Origin of the sequence: Kribbella sp. NPDC005582, from assembly GCF_040605415.1 — a bacterium.
In the GTDB taxonomy this organism is placed as follows: Bacteria; Actinomycetota; Actinomycetes; order Propionibacteriales; family Kribbellaceae; genus Kribbella.
Genome location: NZ_JBEXCU010000001.1, coordinates 105473 through 125867 on the forward strand (window position 1 = coordinate 105473; position 20395 = coordinate 125867).

20 protein-coding genes are annotated in these 20395 nt (G+C 68.9%); 9 read left to right on the plus strand and 11 right to left on the minus strand.

Annotated elements, in window-relative coordinates; genetic code table 11:
• Nucleotides 1-1029 carry an iron chelate uptake ABC transporter family permease subunit gene (locus ABZS29_RS00510; RefSeq protein WP_355457163.1) on the minus strand — a complete coding sequence of 343 codons (1029 nt, stop codon included), beginning with the start codon at nt 1027-1029 and terminating at the stop codon, nt 1-3.
• The gene (locus ABZS29_RS00515) at nt 1026-2021 is read right to left on the minus strand and encodes an iron ABC transporter permease (RefSeq protein ID WP_355457165.1); all 996 of its coding nucleotides are present in this window, start codon (nt 2019-2021) and stop codon (nt 1026-1028) included. Before ABZS29_RS00515 ends, ABZS29_RS00510 begins: the two co-directional genes overlap by 4 nt.
• 73 nt (nt 2022-2094) lie before the next feature.
• Between ABZS29_RS00515 and ABZS29_RS00520 the strand changes: the two genes are divergently transcribed.
• Nucleotides 2095-3072 carry an iron-siderophore ABC transporter substrate-binding protein gene (locus tag ABZS29_RS00520; protein ID WP_355457166.1) on the plus strand — a complete coding sequence of 326 codons (978 nt, stop codon included), beginning with the start codon at nt 2095-2097 and terminating at the stop codon, nt 3070-3072.
• 18 nt (nt 3073-3090) lie between these two features.
• On the plus strand, nt 3091-3720 hold the full coding sequence (locus ABZS29_RS00525; protein ID WP_355457168.1) for a hypothetical protein: 630 nt from the start codon (nt 3091-3093) through the stop codon (nt 3718-3720).
• Here the strand turns inward: ABZS29_RS00525 and ABZS29_RS00530 are convergent.
• The 3 genes from ABZS29_RS00530 to folP are packed head-to-tail and all read right to left on the minus strand — an operon-like array spanning nt 3717 to nt 5936.
• Nucleotides 3717-4397 carry a hypothetical protein gene (locus ABZS29_RS00530; RefSeq protein WP_355457169.1) on the minus strand — a complete coding sequence of 227 codons (681 nt, stop codon included), beginning with the start codon at nt 4395-4397 and terminating at the stop codon, nt 3717-3719. The genes ABZS29_RS00525 and ABZS29_RS00530 overlap by 4 nt on opposite strands.
• A 1-nt stretch (nt 4398) precedes the next feature.
• The gene (locus tag ABZS29_RS00535; RefSeq protein WP_355457171.1) at nt 4399-5124 is read right to left on the minus strand and encodes a pyrimidine reductase family protein; all 726 of its coding nucleotides are present in this window, start codon (nt 5122-5124) and stop codon (nt 4399-4401) included.
• Entirely contained in the window at nt 5124-5936 is an 813-nt protein-coding gene (folP, locus tag ABZS29_RS00540) for a dihydropteroate synthase (RefSeq protein ID WP_355460804.1), read from the minus strand. The genes ABZS29_RS00535 and folP overlap by 1 nt, the downstream gene beginning before the upstream one ends.
• A 253-nt stretch (nt 5937-6189) precedes the next feature.
• Between folP and ABZS29_RS00545 the strand changes: the two genes are divergently transcribed.
• Genes ABZS29_RS00545 through ABZS29_RS00555 form a run of 3 tightly spaced genes read left to right on the plus strand, consistent with a single transcriptional unit; the run spans nt 6190 to nt 9214 of the window.
• On the plus strand, nt 6190-7506 hold the full coding sequence (locus ABZS29_RS00545; protein ID WP_355457173.1) for an L-fuconate dehydratase: 1317 nt from the start codon (nt 6190-6192) through the stop codon (nt 7504-7506).
• On the plus strand, nt 7503-8255 hold the full coding sequence (locus tag ABZS29_RS00550; RefSeq protein ID WP_355457175.1) for an SDR family oxidoreductase: 753 nt from the start codon (nt 7503-7505) through the stop codon (nt 8253-8255). Before ABZS29_RS00545 ends, ABZS29_RS00550 begins: the two co-directional genes overlap by 4 nt.
• Nucleotides 8252-9214 (plus strand): aldo/keto reductase, encoded by a 963-nt coding sequence (locus ABZS29_RS00555; RefSeq protein ID WP_355457177.1) that lies wholly within the window; start codon nt 8252-8254, stop codon nt 9212-9214. Before ABZS29_RS00550 ends, ABZS29_RS00555 begins: the two co-directional genes overlap by 4 nt.
• On the opposite strand, the gene ABZS29_RS00560 is transcribed toward ABZS29_RS00555, so the two are convergent.
• Nucleotides 9136-9429, minus strand: coding sequence for a hypothetical protein (locus tag ABZS29_RS00560; protein WP_355457179.1), 294 nt, complete (start codon nt 9427-9429; stop codon nt 9136-9138). The two genes, ABZS29_RS00555 and ABZS29_RS00560, sit on opposite strands and share 79 nt — an antisense overlap.
• 28 nt (nt 9430-9457) lie before the next feature.
• On the opposite strand from ABZS29_RS00560, the gene ABZS29_RS00565 reads away from it, so the two are divergent.
• Nucleotides 9458-9901, plus strand: coding sequence for an ester cyclase (locus ABZS29_RS00565; protein ID WP_355457180.1), 444 nt, complete (start codon nt 9458-9460; stop codon nt 9899-9901).
• Here ABZS29_RS00565 and ABZS29_RS00570 read toward each other — a convergent pair.
• The 3 genes from ABZS29_RS00570 to ABZS29_RS00580 all read right to left on the minus strand — a co-directional run bounded on the left by ABZS29_RS00570 (nt 9881) and on the right by ABZS29_RS00580 (nt 14450).
• On the minus strand, nt 9881-11947 hold the full coding sequence (locus ABZS29_RS00570) for a heavy metal translocating P-type ATPase (protein ID WP_355457182.1): 2067 nt from the start codon (nt 11945-11947) through the stop codon (nt 9881-9883). The two genes, ABZS29_RS00565 and ABZS29_RS00570, sit on opposite strands and share 21 nt — an antisense overlap.
• 88 nt (nt 11948-12035) lie before the next feature.
• Nucleotides 12036-13616: an ATP-binding cassette domain-containing protein gene (locus ABZS29_RS00575; protein WP_355457184.1), complete on the minus strand. Its 1581-nt coding sequence runs from the start codon at nt 13614-13616 to the stop codon at nt 12036-12038.
• A 162-nt stretch (nt 13617-13778) separates the two neighbouring features.
• Nucleotides 13779-14450, minus strand: coding sequence for a FadR/GntR family transcriptional regulator (locus ABZS29_RS00580; RefSeq protein ID WP_355457185.1), 672 nt, complete (start codon nt 14448-14450; stop codon nt 13779-13781).
• Nucleotides 14451-14467: 17 nt separating this feature from the next.
• On the opposite strand from ABZS29_RS00580, the gene ABZS29_RS00585 reads away from it, so the two are divergent.
• The 3 genes from ABZS29_RS00585 (at nt 14468) to ABZS29_RS00595 (ending at nt 19249) form a co-directional block, all read left to right on the plus strand.
• The gene (locus tag ABZS29_RS00585) at nt 14468-14887 is read left to right on the plus strand and encodes a DUF3052 domain-containing protein (protein WP_355457187.1); all 420 of its coding nucleotides are present in this window, start codon (nt 14468-14470) and stop codon (nt 14885-14887) included.
• Between the two features lie 404 nt (nt 14888-15291).
• On the plus strand, nt 15292-19071 hold the full coding sequence (locus tag ABZS29_RS00590) for a multifunctional oxoglutarate decarboxylase/oxoglutarate dehydrogenase thiamine pyrophosphate-binding subunit/dihydrolipoyllysine-residue succinyltransferase subunit (protein ID WP_355457189.1): 3780 nt from the start codon (nt 15292-15294) through the stop codon (nt 19069-19071).
• Nucleotide 19072: 1 nt separating this feature from the next.
• Nucleotides 19073-19249: a DUF6104 family protein gene (locus ABZS29_RS00595; RefSeq protein ID WP_355457191.1), complete on the plus strand. Its 177-nt coding sequence runs from the start codon at nt 19073-19075 to the stop codon at nt 19247-19249.
• A 58-nt stretch (nt 19250-19307) separates the two neighbouring features.
• Here the strand turns inward: ABZS29_RS00595 and ABZS29_RS00600 are convergent, their stop codons facing one another.
• A complete protein-coding gene (locus tag ABZS29_RS00600; RefSeq protein ID WP_355457192.1) occupies nt 19308-19952 on the minus strand; it encodes a collagen-like protein in 645 nt (214 codons plus the stop codon).
• A gap of 46 nt (nt 19953-19998) precedes the next feature.
• Nucleotides 19999-20352: a metalloregulator ArsR/SmtB family transcription factor gene (locus ABZS29_RS00605; RefSeq protein WP_355457193.1), complete on the minus strand. Its 354-nt coding sequence runs from the start codon at nt 20350-20352 to the stop codon at nt 19999-20001.
• Nucleotides 20353-20395 lie beyond the last annotated feature (43 nt).

Genomic DNA, 20395 nt, shown 5'->3' on the forward strand with positions numbered 1-20395 from the left:
TCAACGCCCCTTCTGCTGACGGCCGATCAAATGAAGCAGGTACGGCGCTCCGGCCGCGGCAGTGAGCACGCCCACCGGTAGCTCGTAGGGCCCGACGTGAAGCCAGCCCAGTCCGTTGCGCGCAACCAAATCAGCCAGTACGACGAACGCCGCGCCCAGCATCGCGGACGTCACCAGCGGCGGCCGCTCCATCCGCGTGAGCCGCACCGCGACCTGTGGTGCCACCAGCGCGACGAACGCAATCGGACCGGCACCAGCAGTCGCCATAGCCGCAAGGACCGTCGCCACAATCAGCAGGAGCAACCGAATGCGAGCCACTCGCACGCCCAGCGCGGACGCCACGTCGTCACCGAGCACCATGGCGGACAAGTCCCGGTTGAACATCATTGCTACCGGCAACAGCACCACGACGGCGATCAGCACCGGCATAGCGTCACTCCACTCGCGTGAGTTGAGCGAGCCGGCCAGCCAGGCCGCAGCGCGGCCTGCGTCGTTCACATCACCGATGACCAGCATCCACGCGACCAGCGAGTTCGCCGCGGCGGCGATGCCGACACCGATCAGCACGACCCGGCCACCGTCGACCTGACCGCGCTGAATCGACAGCACGCCCACGATCACAGTGGCGAGCAGTCCGCCGACGACCGCAGCCAGTGGGATCCCAACCTTGCCGGCGAACCCCGAGATGTTGCCACCGCCGGTCCCGGCCAGCACGATCACCGCGACCGCCCCGGCTGAAGCGCCTGAGTTGACGCCGACGATGTCCGGACTGGCCAACGCGTTGCGCGACAGCGTTTGCAGTAAGGCACCTGAGACGGCGAACGCGATGCCGACCAGCAGTCCGGTCGCGACCCGCGGCAACCGCAGGTCCAGCACGATCAGTCGTTGCCCACGGCGACCACCACCGAGCAGTACGTCGACCACGTCCGGGAGCGGGACCTTCGACGTACCGATGCTCAGTGAGAGCAGGGCCGCAGCGACCGCCACTGCTGCGAAGAGCAGGCTGAACACGACGGTGCGGGATTTCACAGCACCACCGCCCGACGGCGAACGACCAGCACGAACAGCGGCGCACCGACGATGCCCAGCACCACGCCGGCTTGTAGCTCGCCCGCACCACCAACCAGCCGGCCGACCAGGTCCGCGAGCACCATGGCGCTCGCACCGACCAGTCCGGCGCCCGGAATCAACCAGGTGTTGCGAGAACCGAAGATCTGCCGGGCTACATGGCCGGACAGCAAGCCCAGGAAGCCGATCGGGCCACAGGCCGCCACTCCGGCCGCTGTGAGCAGACCGATCGCGCCCAGACCGATCAGCCGAGCCCGGTTGATCGACAGCCCGAGACCAGCGGCCACATCCTCACCAAGAGCCAGCAGGTCGAGATCACGAGCGTTGACTGCGGCAAGCACCAGACCGAGCACTGCGAACGGCAGCACCTGCCCGGCGACGTCCAGACCGCGACCTGCCACCGAACCGACCGCCCAGAAGCGGTAGCCGTCCAGAGTGTTGTTGTCCAGCAGGACGATCGCCGACGTCATCGCGCCGAGCATCGCGGCCACCGCAGCACCTGTCAGCGCCAGCCCGACCGGACTGGCACCACTCCCCCGCGACGCGAGCCATTGCACGCCGTACGTCGCCAGTAGGGCGCCCGCGAGCGCTACCCAGACTGTTTCGCCAACGGCGTCGACCACTCCGAGCTGTAGTCCGACGACTACAGCGAAGGCGGCTCCGGCGCTGACACCGAAGATGCCCGGCTCGGCGAGGGCGTTGCGGGTGTGCCCCTGCATCAGGGCTCCGGCGACACCGAGGCAGAGACCGATGAGCACGGCAACGACCGTCCGCGGCGCTCGCAGGCTCCGGATGATCACGTCCGGGTCGGAGCCGTCGTTCGCTGTCAGGGCGTGCCACAGCGCGCCCGGACCGAGCCAGCGCGATCCGAACGCCAAGCTGGCAACAAAGACCAGCGCGAGTATGACGATCAGCACTATCAGCGCGACTGTGCGCCGAGCAGGGGACGACATAGGTTAGCTTTGCCTTACTTGTCAGTGGTCGTGAGTCACCCTACGCGACCCCATGTCCCACCAGGAGAGACCCGTGCGCCTGCACCGTATTACCGCCCTGTTCGCCGTCGCCGCGCTGGCCCTGACCGCCTGCGGCTCGTCGGACGACGGCAAGACCCCGGCGGCGTCCGGCTCGGAGTCCACCGGCTTCCCGCGCACGGTCGAGCACGCGATGGGCAAGACCGAGATCCCGGCCAAGCCGAAGCGGGTCGTCGCCCTGGACGCGAGTTTCGTCGACGCGACGCTGATCCTGGACACCCCGGTCGTCGGCTACACCGACTACCGCAGCATCAAGGACAAGCTGCCGGAGTACCTCGGCGCCGACCGCGACACGCTCGGCAAGGACGCCCAGCCGGTCGGCACGCTGGCCGAGCCGAACCTGGAGAAGATCGCCGAGCTCGACCCGGACCTGATCATCACCGCCAAGGTCCGGCACGAGAAGCTCTACGAGCAGCTGTCCAAGATCGCGCCGACGATCATGTCGGAGACCACCGGGCCGACCTGGAAGGACAACATCCGGCTCGAGGGCAAGGCGCTCGGCGAGGAAGCCCTGGCCGACAAGGAGATCACGGCGTACGAGACCGCGGCCAAGGCCGTCGGGACCGCGATCAACGCCAAGGCGAAGAACCCGACCGTCTCGGTGGTCCGGTTCCTCGACGGCCCGACCCGGCTGTACCAGAAGGCGACCTTCTCCGGCATCGTGCTGAAGGACGCCGGCCTGGCCCGGCCGAAGTCGCAGGACGTCGACGGCTTCGCGCTGGAGATCGGCCCGGAGCGGATCAAGGACGCCGACGCGGACGCGATCTTCGTCACCACCTTCGCCGACGACAAGGGCGTGGGCGCCAAGACCGCGGCGGAGTTCGAGGCCAACCCGCTCTGGAAGCCGCTCGCCCCGAAGGTGCACGAGGTGCAGGACCTGACCTGGATGACCGCCGTCGGTCTGCAGGGCGCCTGGGTGATCCTCACCGACCTCGCCAAGACCTTCGGTGTGGATGCGCCCGTCAAGGCCTGATTCTGTAGGGTCTTCTGCGTGACTGTTCTGACTCGGTGGCATGTCGGGCCGTGGACCACTCGGGGGACACTGCCGGGCAGGCCGCTCGAGCCAGGACGGAAACGCACTCCCGACGAGCTGAACTTCGACGTCGTCGGCCTGGCCCGCATCCTCGGGCGGCGCTTGTCGGGGCGCGACGAACTCCAGGTCCGTTTGTGGCAGAACGAGCTTCGGCCGACGCACACCCGCCAGTGCGGCGTGCATACGCTGGCCGATCCGTCACTGCTGCAGGAGACAGCCGGAGAGGCTCTTGCCTGGCTGGCGGAGCGCGCGCCTGCCGGCTACGAGTTTGTCCGCACTGATGCGGTTGAGCTTCGGCCGGTGCTTGATCTGAGAGCGCCGGTCGTGGCTGTTGATGCTGTTGTGCAGCTGGCCGACTGTGCACTTCCCGCCGCTCGCCTGGCCGCCTCGCATGTACGACGCTCTGCCGCCGGTGACTGGTATGCCGGAGATGCGGTCTGCAACTGGTCAGGCCCGCACGAGACCGTCGAGGCCGCGGTGGACGTCGTACGGGGTGCTCGGGTGGAGCTGGTCGAGCAGCTGATCGCAGGCGGTCGTCGCGACCTGGCTGACACCGCGTCGCGTTGGCCGGATGTGCCGGTCTACTAGGTGAAGCTGGCCACGAAGTAGCCGACGCCGTACGGGGCTGCGTCGTGCAGGAGCTCGCCGTTGAGGTTGGCCAGTGCCCCGGCGAGGACCTGCCAGGGGGCGCGGCCGGCGGCTTGCAGTTCTGCGGCCAAGTCTGGGTCGAGGGCGGCCAGTACGTCGGCATCCGCGGCGGCGAAGGCTTGTGCCACGGTGGCGTCGAAGATCTCGGCGCGCGGATGCAGGTGCACCGGCGAGTGCTCGCTGCGGCGGGGCGCGCCGTCGCCCATCACCAGCAACCCGATCCGATCGTTGCCGTCAGCAAATTCCTTGCCCAGCTGAACACAGTCCGCGGGCCGGGCGTCCACCGGCACGGCGCGGTAGGTGCGAGCCAGGTGACCAGCCTTGGACTGCTCGAGCAGCCAACCGCCGATCGCCAGCGAGAGCGGCAGCACCGGCTCGCCGCTCCCGAACCGAACCGACGGGGCGCCATAGGCCCCGAATCCCCCACCAGCTGAACCGTCGTACACCCCTTCAGTAGGCGCCGCACCGATGACTACCACCTGGTCCGCGGCGGCTAAGCGATCGACGACTGCCAGGCAGGCGGCTCTCAGGTCGTCGAGCTCGGCGGCGGCGCCGGTGGCTACTTCCGGGACCAGCAGGGGCGGGTGGGGGCAGACTGCGGCGGCGACGACGGGCACGTCAGGACTCCCGGAGGTAGCGGAAGAAGAGGTAGTCGTCGGAGGCCGCCAGGCTCGTTGCCAGCTTGAGTCGGCGGGTGAGAGTGGTGGGCAGACCGGCGGTGATGCGGCCGGAGCCGGGGCCGGCCAGGAGCGGCGCGAGAGCCAGGCACAGTTCGTCGAGGAGGTCGGCGGCGGTCAGAGCGCCCAGCAGGTGCGGGCCGCCTTCGGAGAGGATCTGCGGCATGCCGCGGGCGGCGAGTTCCTCGACCACGGCGGGCAGATCGATCTCCGCTTCACCCAGGACGACCAGGTCGGCGACCTCGGCCAGGGCCTCGCGGCGGTCGGGCGGGGAGGCGGCGTGCGTGATCACGATCGGCCGCTCGGCCGACCGGAAGATCGGGTTCACCGGGCTCAGCTCGAGCCGTCCGGAGACCACCGCGAGGGTCGGGTTCTCGGCCAGGCCATTGGCCTGCCGCCACTCCCGGCTCGCCGCCGACAACCGCAGCGGGGTGTATCCCTCGTCGCGAATCGTGCCGGCACCGACCAGGACCACGTCGGCCAGCCGCCGGAGCACGCTGAACACCCGGCTGTCGGAGTCGCTCGACAGCGCCTTGGACTGGCCGTCGATCTCGACTGCGCCGTCCAGGCTGCTGACGAAGTTTGCCCGCAGATGCGGGACCGCGCGGTCCTCGACGCGGTAGACCTCGATCAGTTCGTCGTCGGACAGTTCCTCGAGTTGGCGCATCAGGCCAGGCTCCTTCGGGTTCCAGCGGGCTGCGCGGTCCCACGCAGTACGGCGATCAGGTCGAGCGCTTGCCGCGCGGCCGGTACGTCGTGCACCCGGAACACCCGCGCGCCGAGCCACGCCGAGATGCTCAACGCGGCCAGCGTGCCGTTGCCCCGCTGACCCGGCGGCAGTTCCAGCGTCTCGCCGATGAAGTCCTTGTTCGACACGGCGACGAGCACCGGCCACCCGGTCGCGGCCAACTCGTCGAGCCGCCTGGTGAGTTCCAGCGACTGCAGGGTGTTCTTGCCGAAGTCGTGGGTCGGGTCGATCAGAATCCCGTCCCGCCGCACCCCGGCCGCGACCGCGCGGTCGGCGAGGGCGGTCGTCGTACGGATGACGTCGGCCACCACGTCGTCATACGCCATCCGGTGTGGATCCGTGCGTGGTGAGAGTCCGCCGACGTGACTGCAGACCAGCCCCGCGCCGAACTCGGCCGCGGCGTGCACGAGATCAGGATCGGACCCCGCCCAGGTGTCGTTGAGCAGGTCGGCACCGGCCTCGGCGACGCGGCGGGCGACGCCGCTGCGATACGTGTCCACGCTGATCACCAGGGACGGGTGCCGCTCGCGGATGCCGGCGACGAAGTCGACCGTCCGCCGCAGCTCCTCGTCCTCGCTGACGGGTTCGCCGTACCCGGCCTTCACGCCGCCGATGTCGACCAGATCGGCGCCGTCCGCGACCGCCTGGTCGATCGCCGCGTACGCCGCGTCGGTCGCGTACGTCGCGCCCCGGTCGAAGAAGGAGTCCGGAGTCCGGTTCACGATCGCCATCACGGCGAACTCGCCAGGCCCGAACGTGCGCTGACCGAGCCGGAGTTCTGCCACGGAGACGACTGTATAGCGCGGACCGCCACCACTGACCAACCTCCCTCCGGGAGGTGCCTCGAGCAGCCGCTGAGCGTGAGCCGGCCGGTACTCCGCAGTGTTAGTGAGTGGGGGCGGTCCGGACCCCCTGCCGAAGCTCCCCCATATCCTATAGGATCCGTTCTGACAGACCGCCCTCCGCACCAGATCGGGTCACTCCATGGCACGTTTCACCGAGTTAGAGACGTACGACGTCCGCTTCCCCACGTCGCTGGACCTGGACGGCTCCGACGCGATGAACACCGACCCGGACTACTCCGCGGCGTACCTGATCCTGCGCACCGACGCGGGCGACGGGCTCGAAGGTCACGGGTTCGCGTTCACGATCGGCCGGGGCAACGACGTCCAGACCGCCGCCATCGAGGCGCTGCGCGACCACGTCGTCGGGCTCGACCTGGAGGCGACGCTGAACGATCTCGGCGGCTTCTGGAAGTCGCTCGTGCACGACTCGCAGCTGCGCTGGCTGGGCCCGGAGAAGGGCGTCATGCACATGGCGATCGGCGCGGTCGTCAACGCGGTCTGGGACCTGGCCGCGAAGCGGGCCGGCGTACCGCTGTGGAAGCTGCTGTCCGACCTGACGCCCGAGCAGATCGTCGACCTGGTCGACTTCCGCTACCTGACCGACGCGCTCACCCCGGACGAGGCACTGGAGATCCTGCGCAAGGGCCAGGCCGGTCGCGGTGAGCGGGAGGCGCTGCTGCGTGAGCGCGGCTACCCGGCGTACACGACGACGCCCGGCTGGCTCGGGTACGACGACGCCAAGCTGGTCCGGCTGTGTCACGAGGCGGTCGCCGAGGGGTTCACCCAGATCAAGCTGAAGGTCGGCGCCGACCTCGACGACGACATCCGCCGGATGCGGCTGGCTCGCGAGGCCGTCGGCCCGGACATCCGGATCGCGATCGACGCCAACCAGCGCTGGGACGTCGCCGACGCCATCACATGGATCGAGGCGCTGGCGCCGTACGACGTCTGGTGGGTCGAGGAACCGACCAGCCCGGACGACATCCTCGGCCACGCGACCATCGCGAAGGCGATCGCGCCGACCCGGGTCGCCACCGGTGAGCACGTACAGAACCGGGTGGTGTTCAAGCAGATGCTGCAGGCCGGTTCGCTGTCCGTGCTGCAGCTGGACAGCGCCCGCGTCGCCGGGGTGAACGAGAACATCGCGATCCTGCTGCTGGCCGCGAAGTTCGGCGTACCGGTGTGTCCGCACGCGGGCGGGGTAGGACTGTGTGAGCTGGTGCAGCACCTGTCGATGTTCGACTACGTGGCGGTCAGCGGAACGCTGGAGGATCGCGTGATCGAGTACGTCGACCATCTGCACGAGCACTTCCTGGACCCGGTGGTGATCCGGGACGGGCACTACGTGGCACCGGTGAAGCCCGGCTTCGGCGCCGAGATGGATGCCGAGACGCTGGCCGGCTTCCGCTTCCCGGGTGGCAAGATCTGGAACGACTTGACGAAGGAGAACCAGTGAGCGACTTTGACGGCCTGCGGGCCGTGGTGACCGGCGGTGCGTCGGGTCTCGGGCTCGCGGCCGCCAACCTGCTGGCCGCTCGGGGCGCGCGGGTGGTCGTGTTCGACCTCAAGCCCGATGTGTCCGAGCCGCTGACCGGGATCGCCGCCGATGTCACCGACGACGCCTCGGTGCGATCCGCGGTCGCCGCGGCCGCGCTGAAGCTCGGCGGGATCGACATCGTGGTGAACAACGCCGGGATCGGCGCCCAGGGCAACGTCGCGGCGAACGACGACGACGAGTGGCACCGCGTGCTGGACGTGAACGTGGTCGGGATCGCCCGCGTCACCCGTGCCGCCCTGCCATACCTGCGCAAGTCGTCCGCGGCCGCGATCGTCAACACCTGCTCGATCGCCGCCACCGCGGGTCTGCCGAACCGCGCCGTGTACTCCGCCAGCAAGGGCGCCGTACTGGCTCTGACGATGGCGATGGCCGCCGACCACGTCCGCGAAGGCATCCGCGTGAACTGCGTGAACCCGGGCACCGCGGACACGCCGTGGGTCGGCCGGCTGCTCGACGCGGCCACCGACCCGGAGGCCGAGCGCGCGGCGCTCGAGGCCCGGCAGCCGATGGGCCGTCTGGTCTCGGCGGACGAGGTCGCCCTCGCGATCGCCTACCTGGCCAGCCCGCTGGCCGGATCCACCACCGGTACGGCGATCGCCGTCGACGGCGGCATGCAGAACCTGCGCCTCCCGGCGGTGCGCTCGTGAACATCTTCGGCGACCACCCCACGATCGGACTGGGCGGCGCACCGCTGGCCGGTCTGCTGACCGAGGTGGCCGAGGACGACGCGGTCGCCACCGTGAACGCGGCCTGGGACGCGGGCTGGCGGTTCTTCGACACCGCGCCGCACTACGGGCTCGGGCTCGCCGAGGAGCGCCTCGGGCTGGGGCTCGCGGGCAAGCCGCGGGACGAGTACGTGCTGTCGTCGAAGGTCGGCCGGATCATCTACGAGGCCGACACCGAGGCCGCGGACAACGAAGGGTTCGCGGTCGTCACCAAGCGTCGTCGGCGCTGGGACTTCAGCCGGGACGGCGTACTGCGCAGCATCGAGGACTCGCTGCGCCGGATCGGTACCGACCGGCTCGACATCGTCTTCGTGCACGACCCCGACGACCACTACGACGAGGCCGTCGCGACTGCCTTCCCGACGCTGATCGAGCTGCGCGACCAAGGGGTGATCGGCGCGATCGGCTCCGGCATGAACCAGACCGCGATGCTCACCCGGTTCGTCACCGAGGTCGACATCGACGTGATCATGCTGGCCGGGCGCTACTCGCTCATCGATCCGGACGGTCTGGACGACGTACTGCCGGCTTGCGTGGCGAACGACGTACAGGTTGTTGCTGTTGGGGTTTTCAACTCGGGGCTGCTCTCGCAGCCGCGTCCGGCGGTGGATGCCACCTTCAACTACGCGCCGGCTGACGCGGAGCTGATCGCGAAGGCTCACCGGTTGGCTGACGTGTGCGAGTCGCATGGCGTCACTTTGCCGGCTGCTGCGATGGCGTTTCCGCGCTTCCACCCGGCCGTCGCGGGCATTGCCGTCGGTTGCCGGAACGCCGATGAGGTCCGCACCAACGCGGCCCTCGATCAGCAGGAGATTCCGGCCGGACTCTGGTCAGATTTGAAGTCGACCGGATTGTTGCGGGCGGACGCGCCGACCGCCTGACGCCGGATCCATCGCAGTACCGTGCGGGTCCGGCGACGCTTCGGGACGGTGTCGAGGTGCGGTTGGGTGAACCGGCCGTCGATCGAGTTCCGGACGTCGTCGGCGACCTGCTTGGTGGCGATCATGACGCTCAATGCTTCCACGGTTCCTGCTCCTTGCTCAGAGCCTTCGGCGAAGGCCTTCACGCAGTACGTCGGAGCCGGCGGCCGGTTCATGACATGGCAGATCGGATAAGTTGCCCGAATGGTTGACGAGGAGCTGGCAGCGCGCCGGATCGCGGTGATCCAGGAGCACATGGACACCGAGGTGACCCAGGAGTTCGAGCTGACCCTGGCCACGTTCGACGGGCATCCGTTGTACGAGATCGTGCCGACCGGTCAGCGCTTCGACGGCGCCGAGGAGGTGATGGCGTACTACACGCTCACCCGAACCGCCTTCCCCGACCAGCGCCACGACAACGTCCGCTTCCACGCGGCCGCCGACTCGGTCATCGTCGAGTTCGACCTGCTCGGCACCAACCTCGGCGAGTTCTACAGCCTGCCGCCGACCGGCAAGTCGTTCCGCGTCCCGGTGATCGCCGTCTTCTTCTTCACCGGCGACCGCATCACCCTGGAACGCGTCTACTTCGACACCGCCTCCCTGCTCCTCCAAATCGGCCGCCCCGAACTACTCACCGCCCCGCGCTAGGCGGTTGGGGTTGAGGTCGAGGCGGCGGAGGAGTTGGGCGTTGAGGGCGACCACGATGGTGGAGATCGACATCAGGAGGGCGCCGACGGCGGGTGAGACGAGGACGCCGGCGAAGGCCAGTACGCCGGCGGCCAGGGGGACCGTGATCACGTTGTACCCCGTTGCCCAGATGAGGTTCTGCCACATCTTGCGGTAGCTCGCGCGGGACAGGTCGATCACCGAGAGGACGGCGCGAGGGTCGTCGGCGGCGAGGACGACGCCGGCCGACTCGATGGCCACATCGGTGCCGGCTCCGATCGCGATGCCGACCTCGGCTCGGGCGAGGGCGGGGGCGTCGTTCACGCCGTCACCGACCATGGCGACCTTCAGTCCGCGCGCTTGCAGCTCGCTCACCTTGGCGTCCTTGTCGCCGGGCAGCACCTCCGCGAACACCTCGTCGATGCCCAGCTCGGCGGCCACCGCCTCGGCGACCTGGTGCGCGTCGCCGGTGATCATCGCGACCCGGACGCCGCGCCGATGCAACGCATCCACGGCCTGCCGGGACTCCTCTCGCACGGCGTCCGCGAGCGCGATCGCTCCGACGACCTGCCGATCCTTCAGGACCTGCAAGACGGCCGCACCCTGGGACTTCCACTCCGCGACGTGCGACTCGAGCTCGGCCGGCTCAGCCGCGCCGTACTCGCGGAGGAGGGCGGGACCGCCGACCGCCACCTCGTTGCCGTCGACAACAGCCTGTACGCCGCGGCCGGTCAGCGATCGGAAGTCGGAGGCGAGCAGACGGCGCTGCGCCGGATCCACCCCGCCCTCGCCGCGACCACCGCTCGCGACCACCTCATGTCCCCGCTCCGCGTGCGCCCGCACGATGGCCCTGGCCAGCGGGTGTTCGCTGTCCGCCTCGACCGCCGCGGCCAACTCCAGCAGCTGCGCCTCCGTGACGCCGTCCACCACAGCGACGCCGATGACCGCAGGCTCGCCCTTGGTCAGCGTGCCGGTCTTGTCGAACAGCACGACATCGACCGTACGCATCCGCTCGAGCGCCAGCCGGCTCTTCACCAGTACGCCGGCCTTCGCGGCGCGCTCGGTGGAGATCGCGATCACGAGCGGAATCGCGAGACCGAGCGCGTGCGGGCAGGCGATGACGAGCACGGTCACCGTGCGAGTGACGGCCTGATCGAGCTCCCCCAGCAGAGTCCACACGACGAACGTGATCAGCCCGGCGATCGACGCGAAGTAGAACAGAAACGCCGCAGCCCGATCGGCCAGCGCCTGCGCGCGAGACGACGAAGCCTGCGCCTCCGCGACCAACCGCTGAATCCCGGCCAACGCGGTGTCGTCCCCGACCGCGGTGATCTCGACCCGGAGCGCGTTGTCCGTCGCCACCGTCCCGGCCACCACCGAGTCACCGACCGCGCGTGACACCGGTCGCGACTCCCCGGTGATCATCGACTCGTCGACCTCGGCCTGGCCGTCGACCACGGTGCCGTCCGCCGGCACCCGCCCACCCGACCGAACCAGTACGACGTCGCCCGCCTGCAGCTCGTGCAGCGCCACCGCGACCACACCGTCGTCGGTCACCTTCTCGGCCTCGTCCGGCAGCAGCGCGGCCAGCGCATCGAGCGCACCCGACGCGGCGCCGAGCGCTCGCATCTCCAGCCAGTGCCCGAGCAGCATGATCACGATCAGCAGCGCGAGCTCCCACCAGAAGTCGAGGTCGAAGCCGCCGATCTCCAGGGTGGTGATCCACGACGCCACGAACGCGACCGTGATCGCCATCGAGATCAGCAGCATCATCCCCGGCCGCCGCGACCGCAGTTCGCCCCACCCGCCGGTCAGGAACGGGCGGCCGCCGTACAGGAAGATCGCGGTACCGAGCACCGGCGCGATCCAGTTCGCACCGGTGAAGTCCGGGCGCGGGTAGCCGAGCAGGTCGGCGAACATCGCGCTGAAGTAGACCACCGGCACCGCCAGCGCCGTACTGATCCAGAACCGGTCCTTGAACTGCGCCGCATGATCCCCGTGCCCGGCATGCCCATGTTCCATCTCCATGGCGTCAACATACCCCCAAGGGGTATCGAAAACAACAAGAGAAAGCCCCCTGGCGGTCAGGCGCCAGGGGGCTCGGGTGCAGCTGGGACTACAGCGGATCGATGGTTTCCAGCGACTCCGGCGTCAGCTCGAGCCAGCGGGTGATGCCGATGTCGCGGAGGAACGGCAGGTCGTGACTCGCGATGACCAAGGCGCCCTGGTACGACGCGAGCGCGTCCTTGAGTTGCGCGACGCTGGCGAGGTCCAGGTTGTTGGTGGGCTCGTCGAGCATCAGCAACTGCGGTGGCGGCTCGGCCAGCAGTAGCGCAGCCAGCGTTGCGCGGAAGCGCTCACCACCGGACAGCGTGCTGACCAGCTGATCCGCCGCCCGGCCCCGGAACAGGAACCGGGCCAACCGCGACCGCCGCTCCTGGTTTTCGTGGCCGGGGGCAAGCAATGCGACGTTGTCCACGATCGACAGGTCGTCGCGCAGCAAGTCCAGCCGCTGCGGCAGGTACCGGAACGGCACCGCCGGCAACGACCCACTAGTGATCGACTGCAGCAACGTCGTCTTGCCCGCACCGTTCGGCCCGGTCAGCGCGATCCGCTCCGGCCCGCGGATCTCCAGATCCACCAGCGCACCGGTGCGCAGTTCGTGCTCCTCGAGCCGCAGTACGACGCGCCCGGCCGGTACGGCGGTCTTCGGCAGATCGACGCGAATCGTCTCGTCGTCGTGGACCTTCGCCTCCGCATCGGCCAACGCGTCCTGCGCCGACTCCAGCCGGTCGGTGTGCATACCGACGTGCTTGGCCGCCGACACCTGGGCGCCGCGCTTCAGGTTGCCGGCCATGATCTTCGGGATGCCGCCCTTCTCGAAGGCCCGCTGGCCGCGGGCCATCCGCTGGTCGGACTTCATCCGGGCCTCGATCAGGTCCTTCTTCTGCTTGCGCAGATCCGACTCGGCCGCCCGCACCATCCGCTCGGCCGCCTCCTGCTCGATCGCGACCGCCTCCTCGTACGCCGACAGGTTGCCGCCGTACCAGGTGATGTCGCCCTTGCGGAGGTCGCCGATCTGATCGACCCGGTCGAGCAGATCGCGGTCATGGCTGACGATCAGCAGCGACCCGCGGAACTGTTCGACGGCGTCGTACAGGTGCCGTCGGGCGCGCAGGTCGAGGTTGTTCGTCGGCTCGTCGAGCAGCAGCACGTCGGGACGTCGCAGCAGCTCCGCGGCCAGCCCCAGCAGGATGGTCTCGCCACCGGACAACTCGCCGACCGACCGGTCGAGGCCGATCGAGCCGAGCCCGAGCTTGCCGAGCAACGCCTCGGCCCGCTCCTCGGCGTCCCACTCGTCACCGACGATCGCGAAGTTCTCCTCCGACGCGTCGCCGGACTCGATCGCCGTGATCGCCCGCCGGATCCCGTCGATGCCGAGCGCCTGGTCGACGCGCAGCGAGATGTCCAGCGTGAGGTCCTGCGGCAGGTAGCCGAGCTCGCCGTTGACCCGGATCGTCCCGCGCTGCGGGGTGAGCCGGCCGGCGATCAGCCGGAGCAGCGTGGACTTGCCGGTGCCGTTGCGTCCGACGAGGCCGGATCGCACCGGTCCGGCGACGAAGCCGAGCCCGTCGAAGAGCACGTCGCCGTCAGGCCAGGCGAAGAAAAGGTCAGTACAGGTCAGGGAATGGCTCATCAGGTGTACTCCAAGAGATCTTCGAGGAGACCGCACCATCCCGGGATCCGGGCAGCGGTCAGCTACTTCAGAAGGAAGACCTCAGACGAGCAACCCGCACTCCTGCCGCCGACAATGTGACAACACCACTTTAAAGCGACTCCGGAGAGTACTCAACTCTATTTACGGCGCCTGCCGGAGCCAGGTCTCGACGCCCGCGATGTGCGCGGTCATCCAGGCGCGGGCCGCCTCGGCGTCGCGAAGCTCGATCGCGTCGAGGATGGCGGAGTGTTCGGCGAGAGTGCGTTCGACCGCACCGGCCTGGGTGACACCGCGCCAGATCCGCGCTCGCTGGGTCGCACCCGAGATGCCGTCGAGCAACGAGCAGACGACCTGATTGCCGGTCGCCTCCGCGATCCCCCGGTGGAACTTGAGGTCGTTCGCGACCAACTCCTCGACACCCGCATCCGCTGGCAGGTCCGCACACAACTGCCGCAGGGCCGACAACTGCTCTGCCCCGATCCGAGCCGCTGCCAACGCGGCCACGCCGGGCTCGAGCAACCGCCGTACCTCGAAGAACTGCAGGACCGAGTCGTCGCGGTGCAGGTCGACCATGAAGTTCAGCGCGTCCAGCAGGTGCGCCGAGTCCAGACTCGTCACGTACGTCCCGTCGCCGTGCCGCACGTCGAGCACGTTGACCAGCGTCAGCGCCTTGACCGCCTCGCGCAACGAGTTCCGCGACAACCCCAGCCGCGCGGCCAGATCCGCCTCTTTCGGCAACCGGTCCCCCGGCCCGAGCTCCCCCGAGGTGATCATGCCTTTGATCTTGACGATCGCCTCGTCCGTCAATGCCATTGCGTCAGTATGCCGGTATGACCACCCCTGGGTACTCCGGCAAGCCACTCGCCGCCAAGCTCGGCCTCAAGCCGGACCACACCGTGCTCCTGGACAACGCGCCCGAGGGGTTCGCGATCGAGGGCCTCCCCGCCGGTACGGCGATCGTGCGGCGGGCCGGGCGAACGGCGTACCCGGTGGTGGTGAGCTTCTGCCCGGATCGGGCGCGACTGGCGAAGCGGTTGCCGGTGTTGCTGGAGCGGACCGAGACGGCCGGGATGATCTGGATCGCGTGGCCGAAGCGGTCGTCCGGCGTACCGACGGATCTGGACGAGAACGGGATCCGCGAACTGGCGCTGCCGCTCGGGGTCGTCGACGTGAAGGTGTGCGCGATCGACGCGATCTGGTCGGGGCTGAAGCTGGTCCGGCGGAAGGCCAATAGGGCCCAAGTGGACTGACGCGGAGGGTGAGCTTCACCACATTTTCATCAGAAGTAAACATTCACCCCGAGCACCGTCGCGGTTGCATACAGTGGCCATTCAGGCTCACCGGCGTCACCGGAAGTGACCGGCCCGACGGCCGGAATCCCACCTGTACAACGGGTCCCGCAGTTGATCACAGCATCGGCCCGGCCGTCCAGAGGAAGCGGAGTACGGGCACCGCTGAAACACCTGCGTGCACTGTGTTCCAGCCATCGGCCGATCGGGGTGCCGGGTCCCGACCACTTGGCACACTGGTCCGGTGATCCCGGGCTGTGGAACTTACCGCCGTGCTATTAGCCTTGCCCTCGGGAACCAACCCATAGCTTCACAAGTCATAACCCGCGGTATCTGACCCGAGATCGGAAGAGGCGAACTGCCCAGTGGCCACCGAGCCATCAGACTCAAATCCCCTTGCAGCCTTCGGTGCTAACGAATGGCTGGTCGACGAGCTGTACGAGAAGTACCTCCAGGACCCGAAGTCGGTGGATCCCGCGTGGCTGGACTTCTTCAAGACGTACAAGCCTGAGGCAGAAGCGAAGCCGGTGACGACGACCCCGGCCGACGCTCCGAGGCCGGATGCCGTGTCGGACAACAAGACCCCTGAGGCCCCGAGCCGCGGCTCCGCGCCGACCGTGCCCGCCTCGAACCAGCCCGCGGCAGCGGCTGCCCAGGCCTCCGCGCCGGTGGCCAAGCCGGCCACGCAGCCCGCGCCGGCTCCGGCCGCGCCCGCCGCCCCCACCGGAGGAACGGTGAACCAGCCGCCGAAGGCGCAGGCCAAGCCCGCGCCCGCCACCAGCACCGACGCCGAGCGGCAGATCCTCCGCGGCGCGCCGGCCCGGACCGCGCAGAACATGGAGACCAGCCTCACGGTCCCGACTGCGACCAGCGTCCGCCAGGTGCCGGTCAAGCTGCTGATCGACAACCGCATCGTCATCAACAACCACCTCAAGCGCGCTCGCGGCGGCAAGATCTCCTTCACCCACCTGATCGGGTGGGCGCTGGTGAAGGCGCTCAAGACGCTGCCCGAGATGAACGCGTCGTACGACGAGACCGACGGCAAGCCGACGCACGTCCAGCCGGCCCACATCAACCTGGGCCTGGCCATCGACATGGCGAAGCCGGACGGCACCCGGCAGCTGCTGGTGCCCTCCATCAAGGCGACCGAGACGATGACGTTCGCCGACTTCTGGATGGCCTACGAGGACGTCGTCCGGCGGGCCCGCGACAACAAGCTCGCGCTGCCGGACTTCCAGGGCACCACGATCAGCCTGACCAACCCGGGCACGATCGGCACCCAGCACTCGGTGCCGCGGCTGATGACCGGGCAGGGCTGCATCATCGGCGTCGGCGCGATGGAGTACCCGACCGAGTACCAGGGCGCGGCCGAGGAGACGATGGCCAAGCTCGCGGTGAGCAAGGTCATGACGCTGACCTCGACGTACGACCACCGGATCATCCAGGGCGCCCAGTCGGGTGAGTTCCTGCGCCGGATCCACCAGCTGCTGCTCGGCCAGGAGGGTTTCTACGACGAGATCTTCCAGAGCCTGCGGATTCCGTACGAGCCGATCCGCTGGGCCACGGACCTGCCGCACAGCCACGAAGAGGACATCAACAAGCAGGCCCGGATCCTCGAGCTGATCCACGCCTTCCGGGTCCGCGGCCACATCATGGCCGACACCGACCCGCTGGAGTACAAGCAGCGCAGCCACCCCGACCTCGACGTCGCCACCCACGGCCTGACGCTGTGGGACCTGGACCGCGAGTTCGCCACCGGCTCGTTCGGCGGCGACCGGCGGTTCATGAAGCTGCGCGAGATCCTCGGCATCCTGCGCGACTCGTACTGCCGGACCACCGGTATCGAGTACATGCACATCCAGGACCCCGAGCAGCGCAAGTGGCTGCAGGAGCGGATCGAGCGGCCGCACACCAAGCCGCCGCGCGAGGAGCAGCTCCGGATCCTGGCCAAGCTGAACGAGGCCGAGGCGTTCGAGACCTTCCTGCAGACCAAGTACGTCGGCCAGAAGCGCTTCTCGCTCGAGGGTGGCGAGACCACGATCCCGCTGCTCGACGAGCTCTGCGAGGAGGCGGCCGGCGCCGGTCTGGACGAGGTCGTGATCGGGATGGCGCACCGCGGCCGGCTGAACGTGCTGGCCAACATCGTCGGCAAGTCCTACGGCCAGATCTTCCGCGAGTTCGACGGCAACATCGACCCGCGGACCGTGCAGGGCTCCGGTGACGTCAAGTACCACCTGGGCGCCGAGGGCGAGTTCGTCTCCGAGTTCGGCGACAAGATCAAGGTCTCGGTGGCGGCCAACCCGTCGCACCTGGAGACCGTCGACCCGGTGCTCGAGGGCATCGTCCGGGCCAAGCAGGACATCCTCGACCGCGGTGCGGCCTTCCCGGTGCTCCCGGTCCTGGTCCACGGTGACGCGGCCTTCGCCGGTCAGGGCGTGGTGGCCGAGACGCTGAACCTGTCCCAGCTGCGCGGCTACCGCACCGGCGGCACCGTGCACGTGATCGTCAACAACCAGGTCGGCTTCACCACCTCGCCGGCCTCGTCGCGCTCGTCGATGTACTGCACCGACGTCGCCCGGATGGTCCAGGCGCCGATCTTCCACGTGAACGGCGATGACCCCGAGGCCTGTGTCCGGGTCGCCGACCTGGCCTTCGAGTACCGCCAGGCGTTCAACAAGGACGTCGTGATCGACCTGGTCTGCTACCGCCGCCGCGGTCACAACGAGGGCGACGACCCGTCGTTCACCCAGCCGCTGATGTACGACCTGATCGAGCAGAAGCGCTCGGTGCGCAAGCTCTACACCGAGGCCCTGATCGGCCGTGGCGACATCACGGTCGAAGAGGCCGAGCAGGCGATGCGGGACTTCCAGCAGCGCCTCGAGCGGGTCTTCACCGAGGTCCGCGAGGCGAAGAGCCAGCCGGACACCCCCGCGCCGTACGTCACCGTCCCGGTCTACCCGGACAAGCCGGAAGGCCCGGACGCGACCGCGACCACGCCCGAGGTGCTGAAGAAGATCGCCGACGCGTACACCACGCTGCCGGAGGGCTTCACCGTGCACCCGAAGGTGCTGCCGCAGCTGCAGCGCCGGGCCACCGCGATCACCCAGGGCCCGATCGACTGGGCCTCCGCGGAGATCACCGCGCTCGGTTCGCTGCTGCTGGCCGGCCGGCCTGTCCGGCTCGCGGGCCAGGACAGCCGCCGGGGCACGTTCGTCCAGCGGTTCGCCGCGATCATCGACCGGGTCAACGGGCAGGACTACGTCCCGCTGCAGAACCTGGACGAGAACCAGGCGAACTTCTACGTCTACGACTCACTGCTCAGCGAGTACGCCGCCCTCGGCTTCGAGTACGGCTACTCGGTGGCACGGCCGGACGCGCTGACCCTGTGGGAGGCGCAGTTCGGTGACTTCGTGAACGGCGCCCAGTCGATCATCGACGAGTACATCTCGGCCGGTGAGGCGAAGTGGGGCCAGAAGTCGGGTGTCGTGCTGCTGCTGCCACACGGCTACGAGGGTCAGGGCCCGGACCACTCGTCCGCGCGGATCGAGCGGTTCCTGGCGCTCTGCGCCGAGGACGCGATGACCGTGGCCCAGCCGTCGACGCCGGCGTCGTACTTCCACCTCCTGCGCCGGCACACGCTCGGCGAGGAGCACAACCCGATGATCGTCTTCACGCCGAAGCAGCTGCTGCGGCGCAAGGAGGCGGTGTCGCAGCCGGAGGAGCTCACCCACGGCACCTTCCGTCCGGTCCTGGGCGACGCCGAGGCGGAGGCCAGCGCGGCAGGAGTCGAGCGCGTCATCCTGGCCTCTGGCCGGATCTGCTACGACCTGCTGGCCGAGCGCAAGAAGGCCGAGCCGGACAAGCTCGGTACGGCGGTCGTCCGGGTCGAGCAGCTCTACCCGCTGCCCGCGGAGGAGATCGTCGCCGAGCTGGCCAAGTACCCGAACGCGACCGAGATCCGCTGGGTCCAGGACGAGCCCGCGAACCAGGGCCCGTGGCCGTTCATGGCGCTCAACCTGACCGAGCACCTCGGCGGCAAGCCCTTCTACCGGGTCTCCCGCCCGGCCATGTCGGCCACCTCGGTCGGCTCGATGGGCGCCCACACGGCGGAGCAGCAGACCCTGCTGAAGCAGGCCTTCAGCTGACGTGTACTTCACCGACCGAGGGATCGAGGAACTCGAGGGCCGGCGAGGCGAGGAAGACGTCTCGCTGGCCTGGGTCGCCGAGCGGCTCCGCGAGTTCGTCGACCTGAACCCCGACTTCGAGACCCCGATCGAGCGCTTCGCCACCTGGCTCGCCCGCCTGGACGACGAAGACGACTGACCCCAGATGCCCTCCGCCGCGGCGGAGGGCATCGGTCTGTCCGGTGATCCGCGGCACGTTATTGGAAGTGGATCTGTCCGACCTTCAGCGCGGTGAACTTCACCTGTTCCGCTGCGACGTTGTAGCCGTCACACAGCATCCTGACCTTCTGTGGTACTTCCAGCCGCGTCTGACTGGTGACGGTCAGCGACTCCGAGCCGAGTGCCTTGCCGCTCGGCAGGTACGTGTAGCTGTAGTCGTATTCGATGGAGCACGACGCCGGCTGGACCGTGTCGTCGCGGTTGATCAGATCCGCCTTGCCCATCAGCAGGTAGGTACCCGCCGGCAGGTCGAGTTCGGCAACCTGCGTCGTGGTCGTCAGCAGAACCTGGGTGACCTTCACCTCGTAGGAATCACTAGGCCCCGCCGGCCCGGTGGCTCCCTGCTGACCCGGCGCCCCCGTGGCGCCGGGTTCCCCGGTGGCTCCGACCGGCCCGGCCGGGCCTTGCGGTCCGGTGTGGTTCCAGGTCATCGCGAGCTCGGTGGCGCGACACTTCTCACCGGCCTCGACCACGCGGAGGTTGCCCTTGTCCTGGAGCAGACCGCCCTTGTTGTAGCAGCCGTGGATCACGCCGGCCGGATCCGGGATGGCGGCGTACGCGATGCTGCCGGCTCCGATCAGCCCGACGGCCACGACGATTCCTGCGATGCGTCCTCTGTTCATGCCACCGATGCTCCGGCGGAACCTTCACCCAGCCTTCAGACCAGCTTCAGTCCGTGTGCGGCGGCCTCGTACGGCGGGGTGGGTCGGGCGCGAGCGAGCCGTCCGGGGCGATGTGTTCGAAGATCTGGTCGACGAGGTTGAGGACGTGCGGGTCGTCGACGGTGTAGATGTGCCGGCGGCCCTCGCGGCGGGCGGTGATGATGCCGGCCAGGCGGAGTTTGCCGAGGTGCTGGCTGGCGGTGGCGATGCTGACGCCGACGCGGTCGGCGAGCGTGCCGACGTCGTACTCGCCTTGGGCCGCCAGGGAGACCAGATGCAGCCGCACCGGGGCGGAGAGCATCGCGAAGGTGCCGGCGGCGGATTCCAGCTGGGCCTTCGTCGGTTCGGGATACGTCGTCATCGCGCAGTCATTGTGACCGCTGAACGGGCCGTGAGGCAGCCCG

Coding starts and splice junctions, on each gene's coding strand:
- ABZS29_RS00515 (WP_355457165.1), bottom strand. CDS start 2,021: ATGTCGTCCCCTGCTCGGCGCACAGTCGCGCTGATAGTGCTGATCGTC.
- ABZS29_RS00535 (WP_355457171.1), bottom strand. CDS start 5,124: ATGCGCCAACTCGAGGAACTGTCCGACGACGAACTGATCGAGGTCTAC.
- folP (WP_355460804.1), bottom strand. CDS start 5,936: ATGGCGATCGTGAACCGGACTCCGGACTCCTTCTTCGACCGGGGCGCG.
- ABZS29_RS00545 (WP_355457173.1), top strand. CDS start 6,190: ATGGCACGTTTCACCGAGTTAGAGACGTACGACGTCCGCTTCCCCACG.
- ABZS29_RS00560 (WP_355457179.1), bottom strand. CDS start 9,429: ATGAACCGGCCGCCGGCTCCGACGTACTGCGTGAAGGCCTTCGCCGAA.
- ABZS29_RS00565 (WP_355457180.1), top strand. CDS start 9,458: ATGGTTGACGAGGAGCTGGCAGCGCGCCGGATCGCGGTGATCCAGGAG.
- ABZS29_RS00570 (WP_355457182.1), bottom strand. CDS start 11,947: ATGGAGATGGAACATGGGCATGCCGGGCACGGGGATCATGCGGCGCAG.
- ABZS29_RS00575 (WP_355457184.1), bottom strand. CDS start 13,616: ATGAGCCATTCCCTGACCTGTACTGACCTTTTCTTCGCCTGGCCTGAC.
- ABZS29_RS00580 (WP_355457185.1), bottom strand. CDS start 14,450: ATGGCATTGACGGACGAGGCGATCGTCAAGATCAAAGGCATGATCACC.
- ABZS29_RS00585 (WP_355457187.1), top strand. CDS start 14,468: ATGACCACCCCTGGGTACTCCGGCAAGCCACTCGCCGCCAAGCTCGGC.
- ABZS29_RS00600 (WP_355457192.1), bottom strand. CDS start 19,952: ATGAACAGAGGACGCATCGCAGGAATCGTCGTGGCCGTCGGGCTGATC.
- ABZS29_RS00605 (WP_355457193.1), bottom strand. CDS start 20,352: ATGACGACGTATCCCGAACCGACGAAGGCCCAGCTGGAATCCGCCGCC.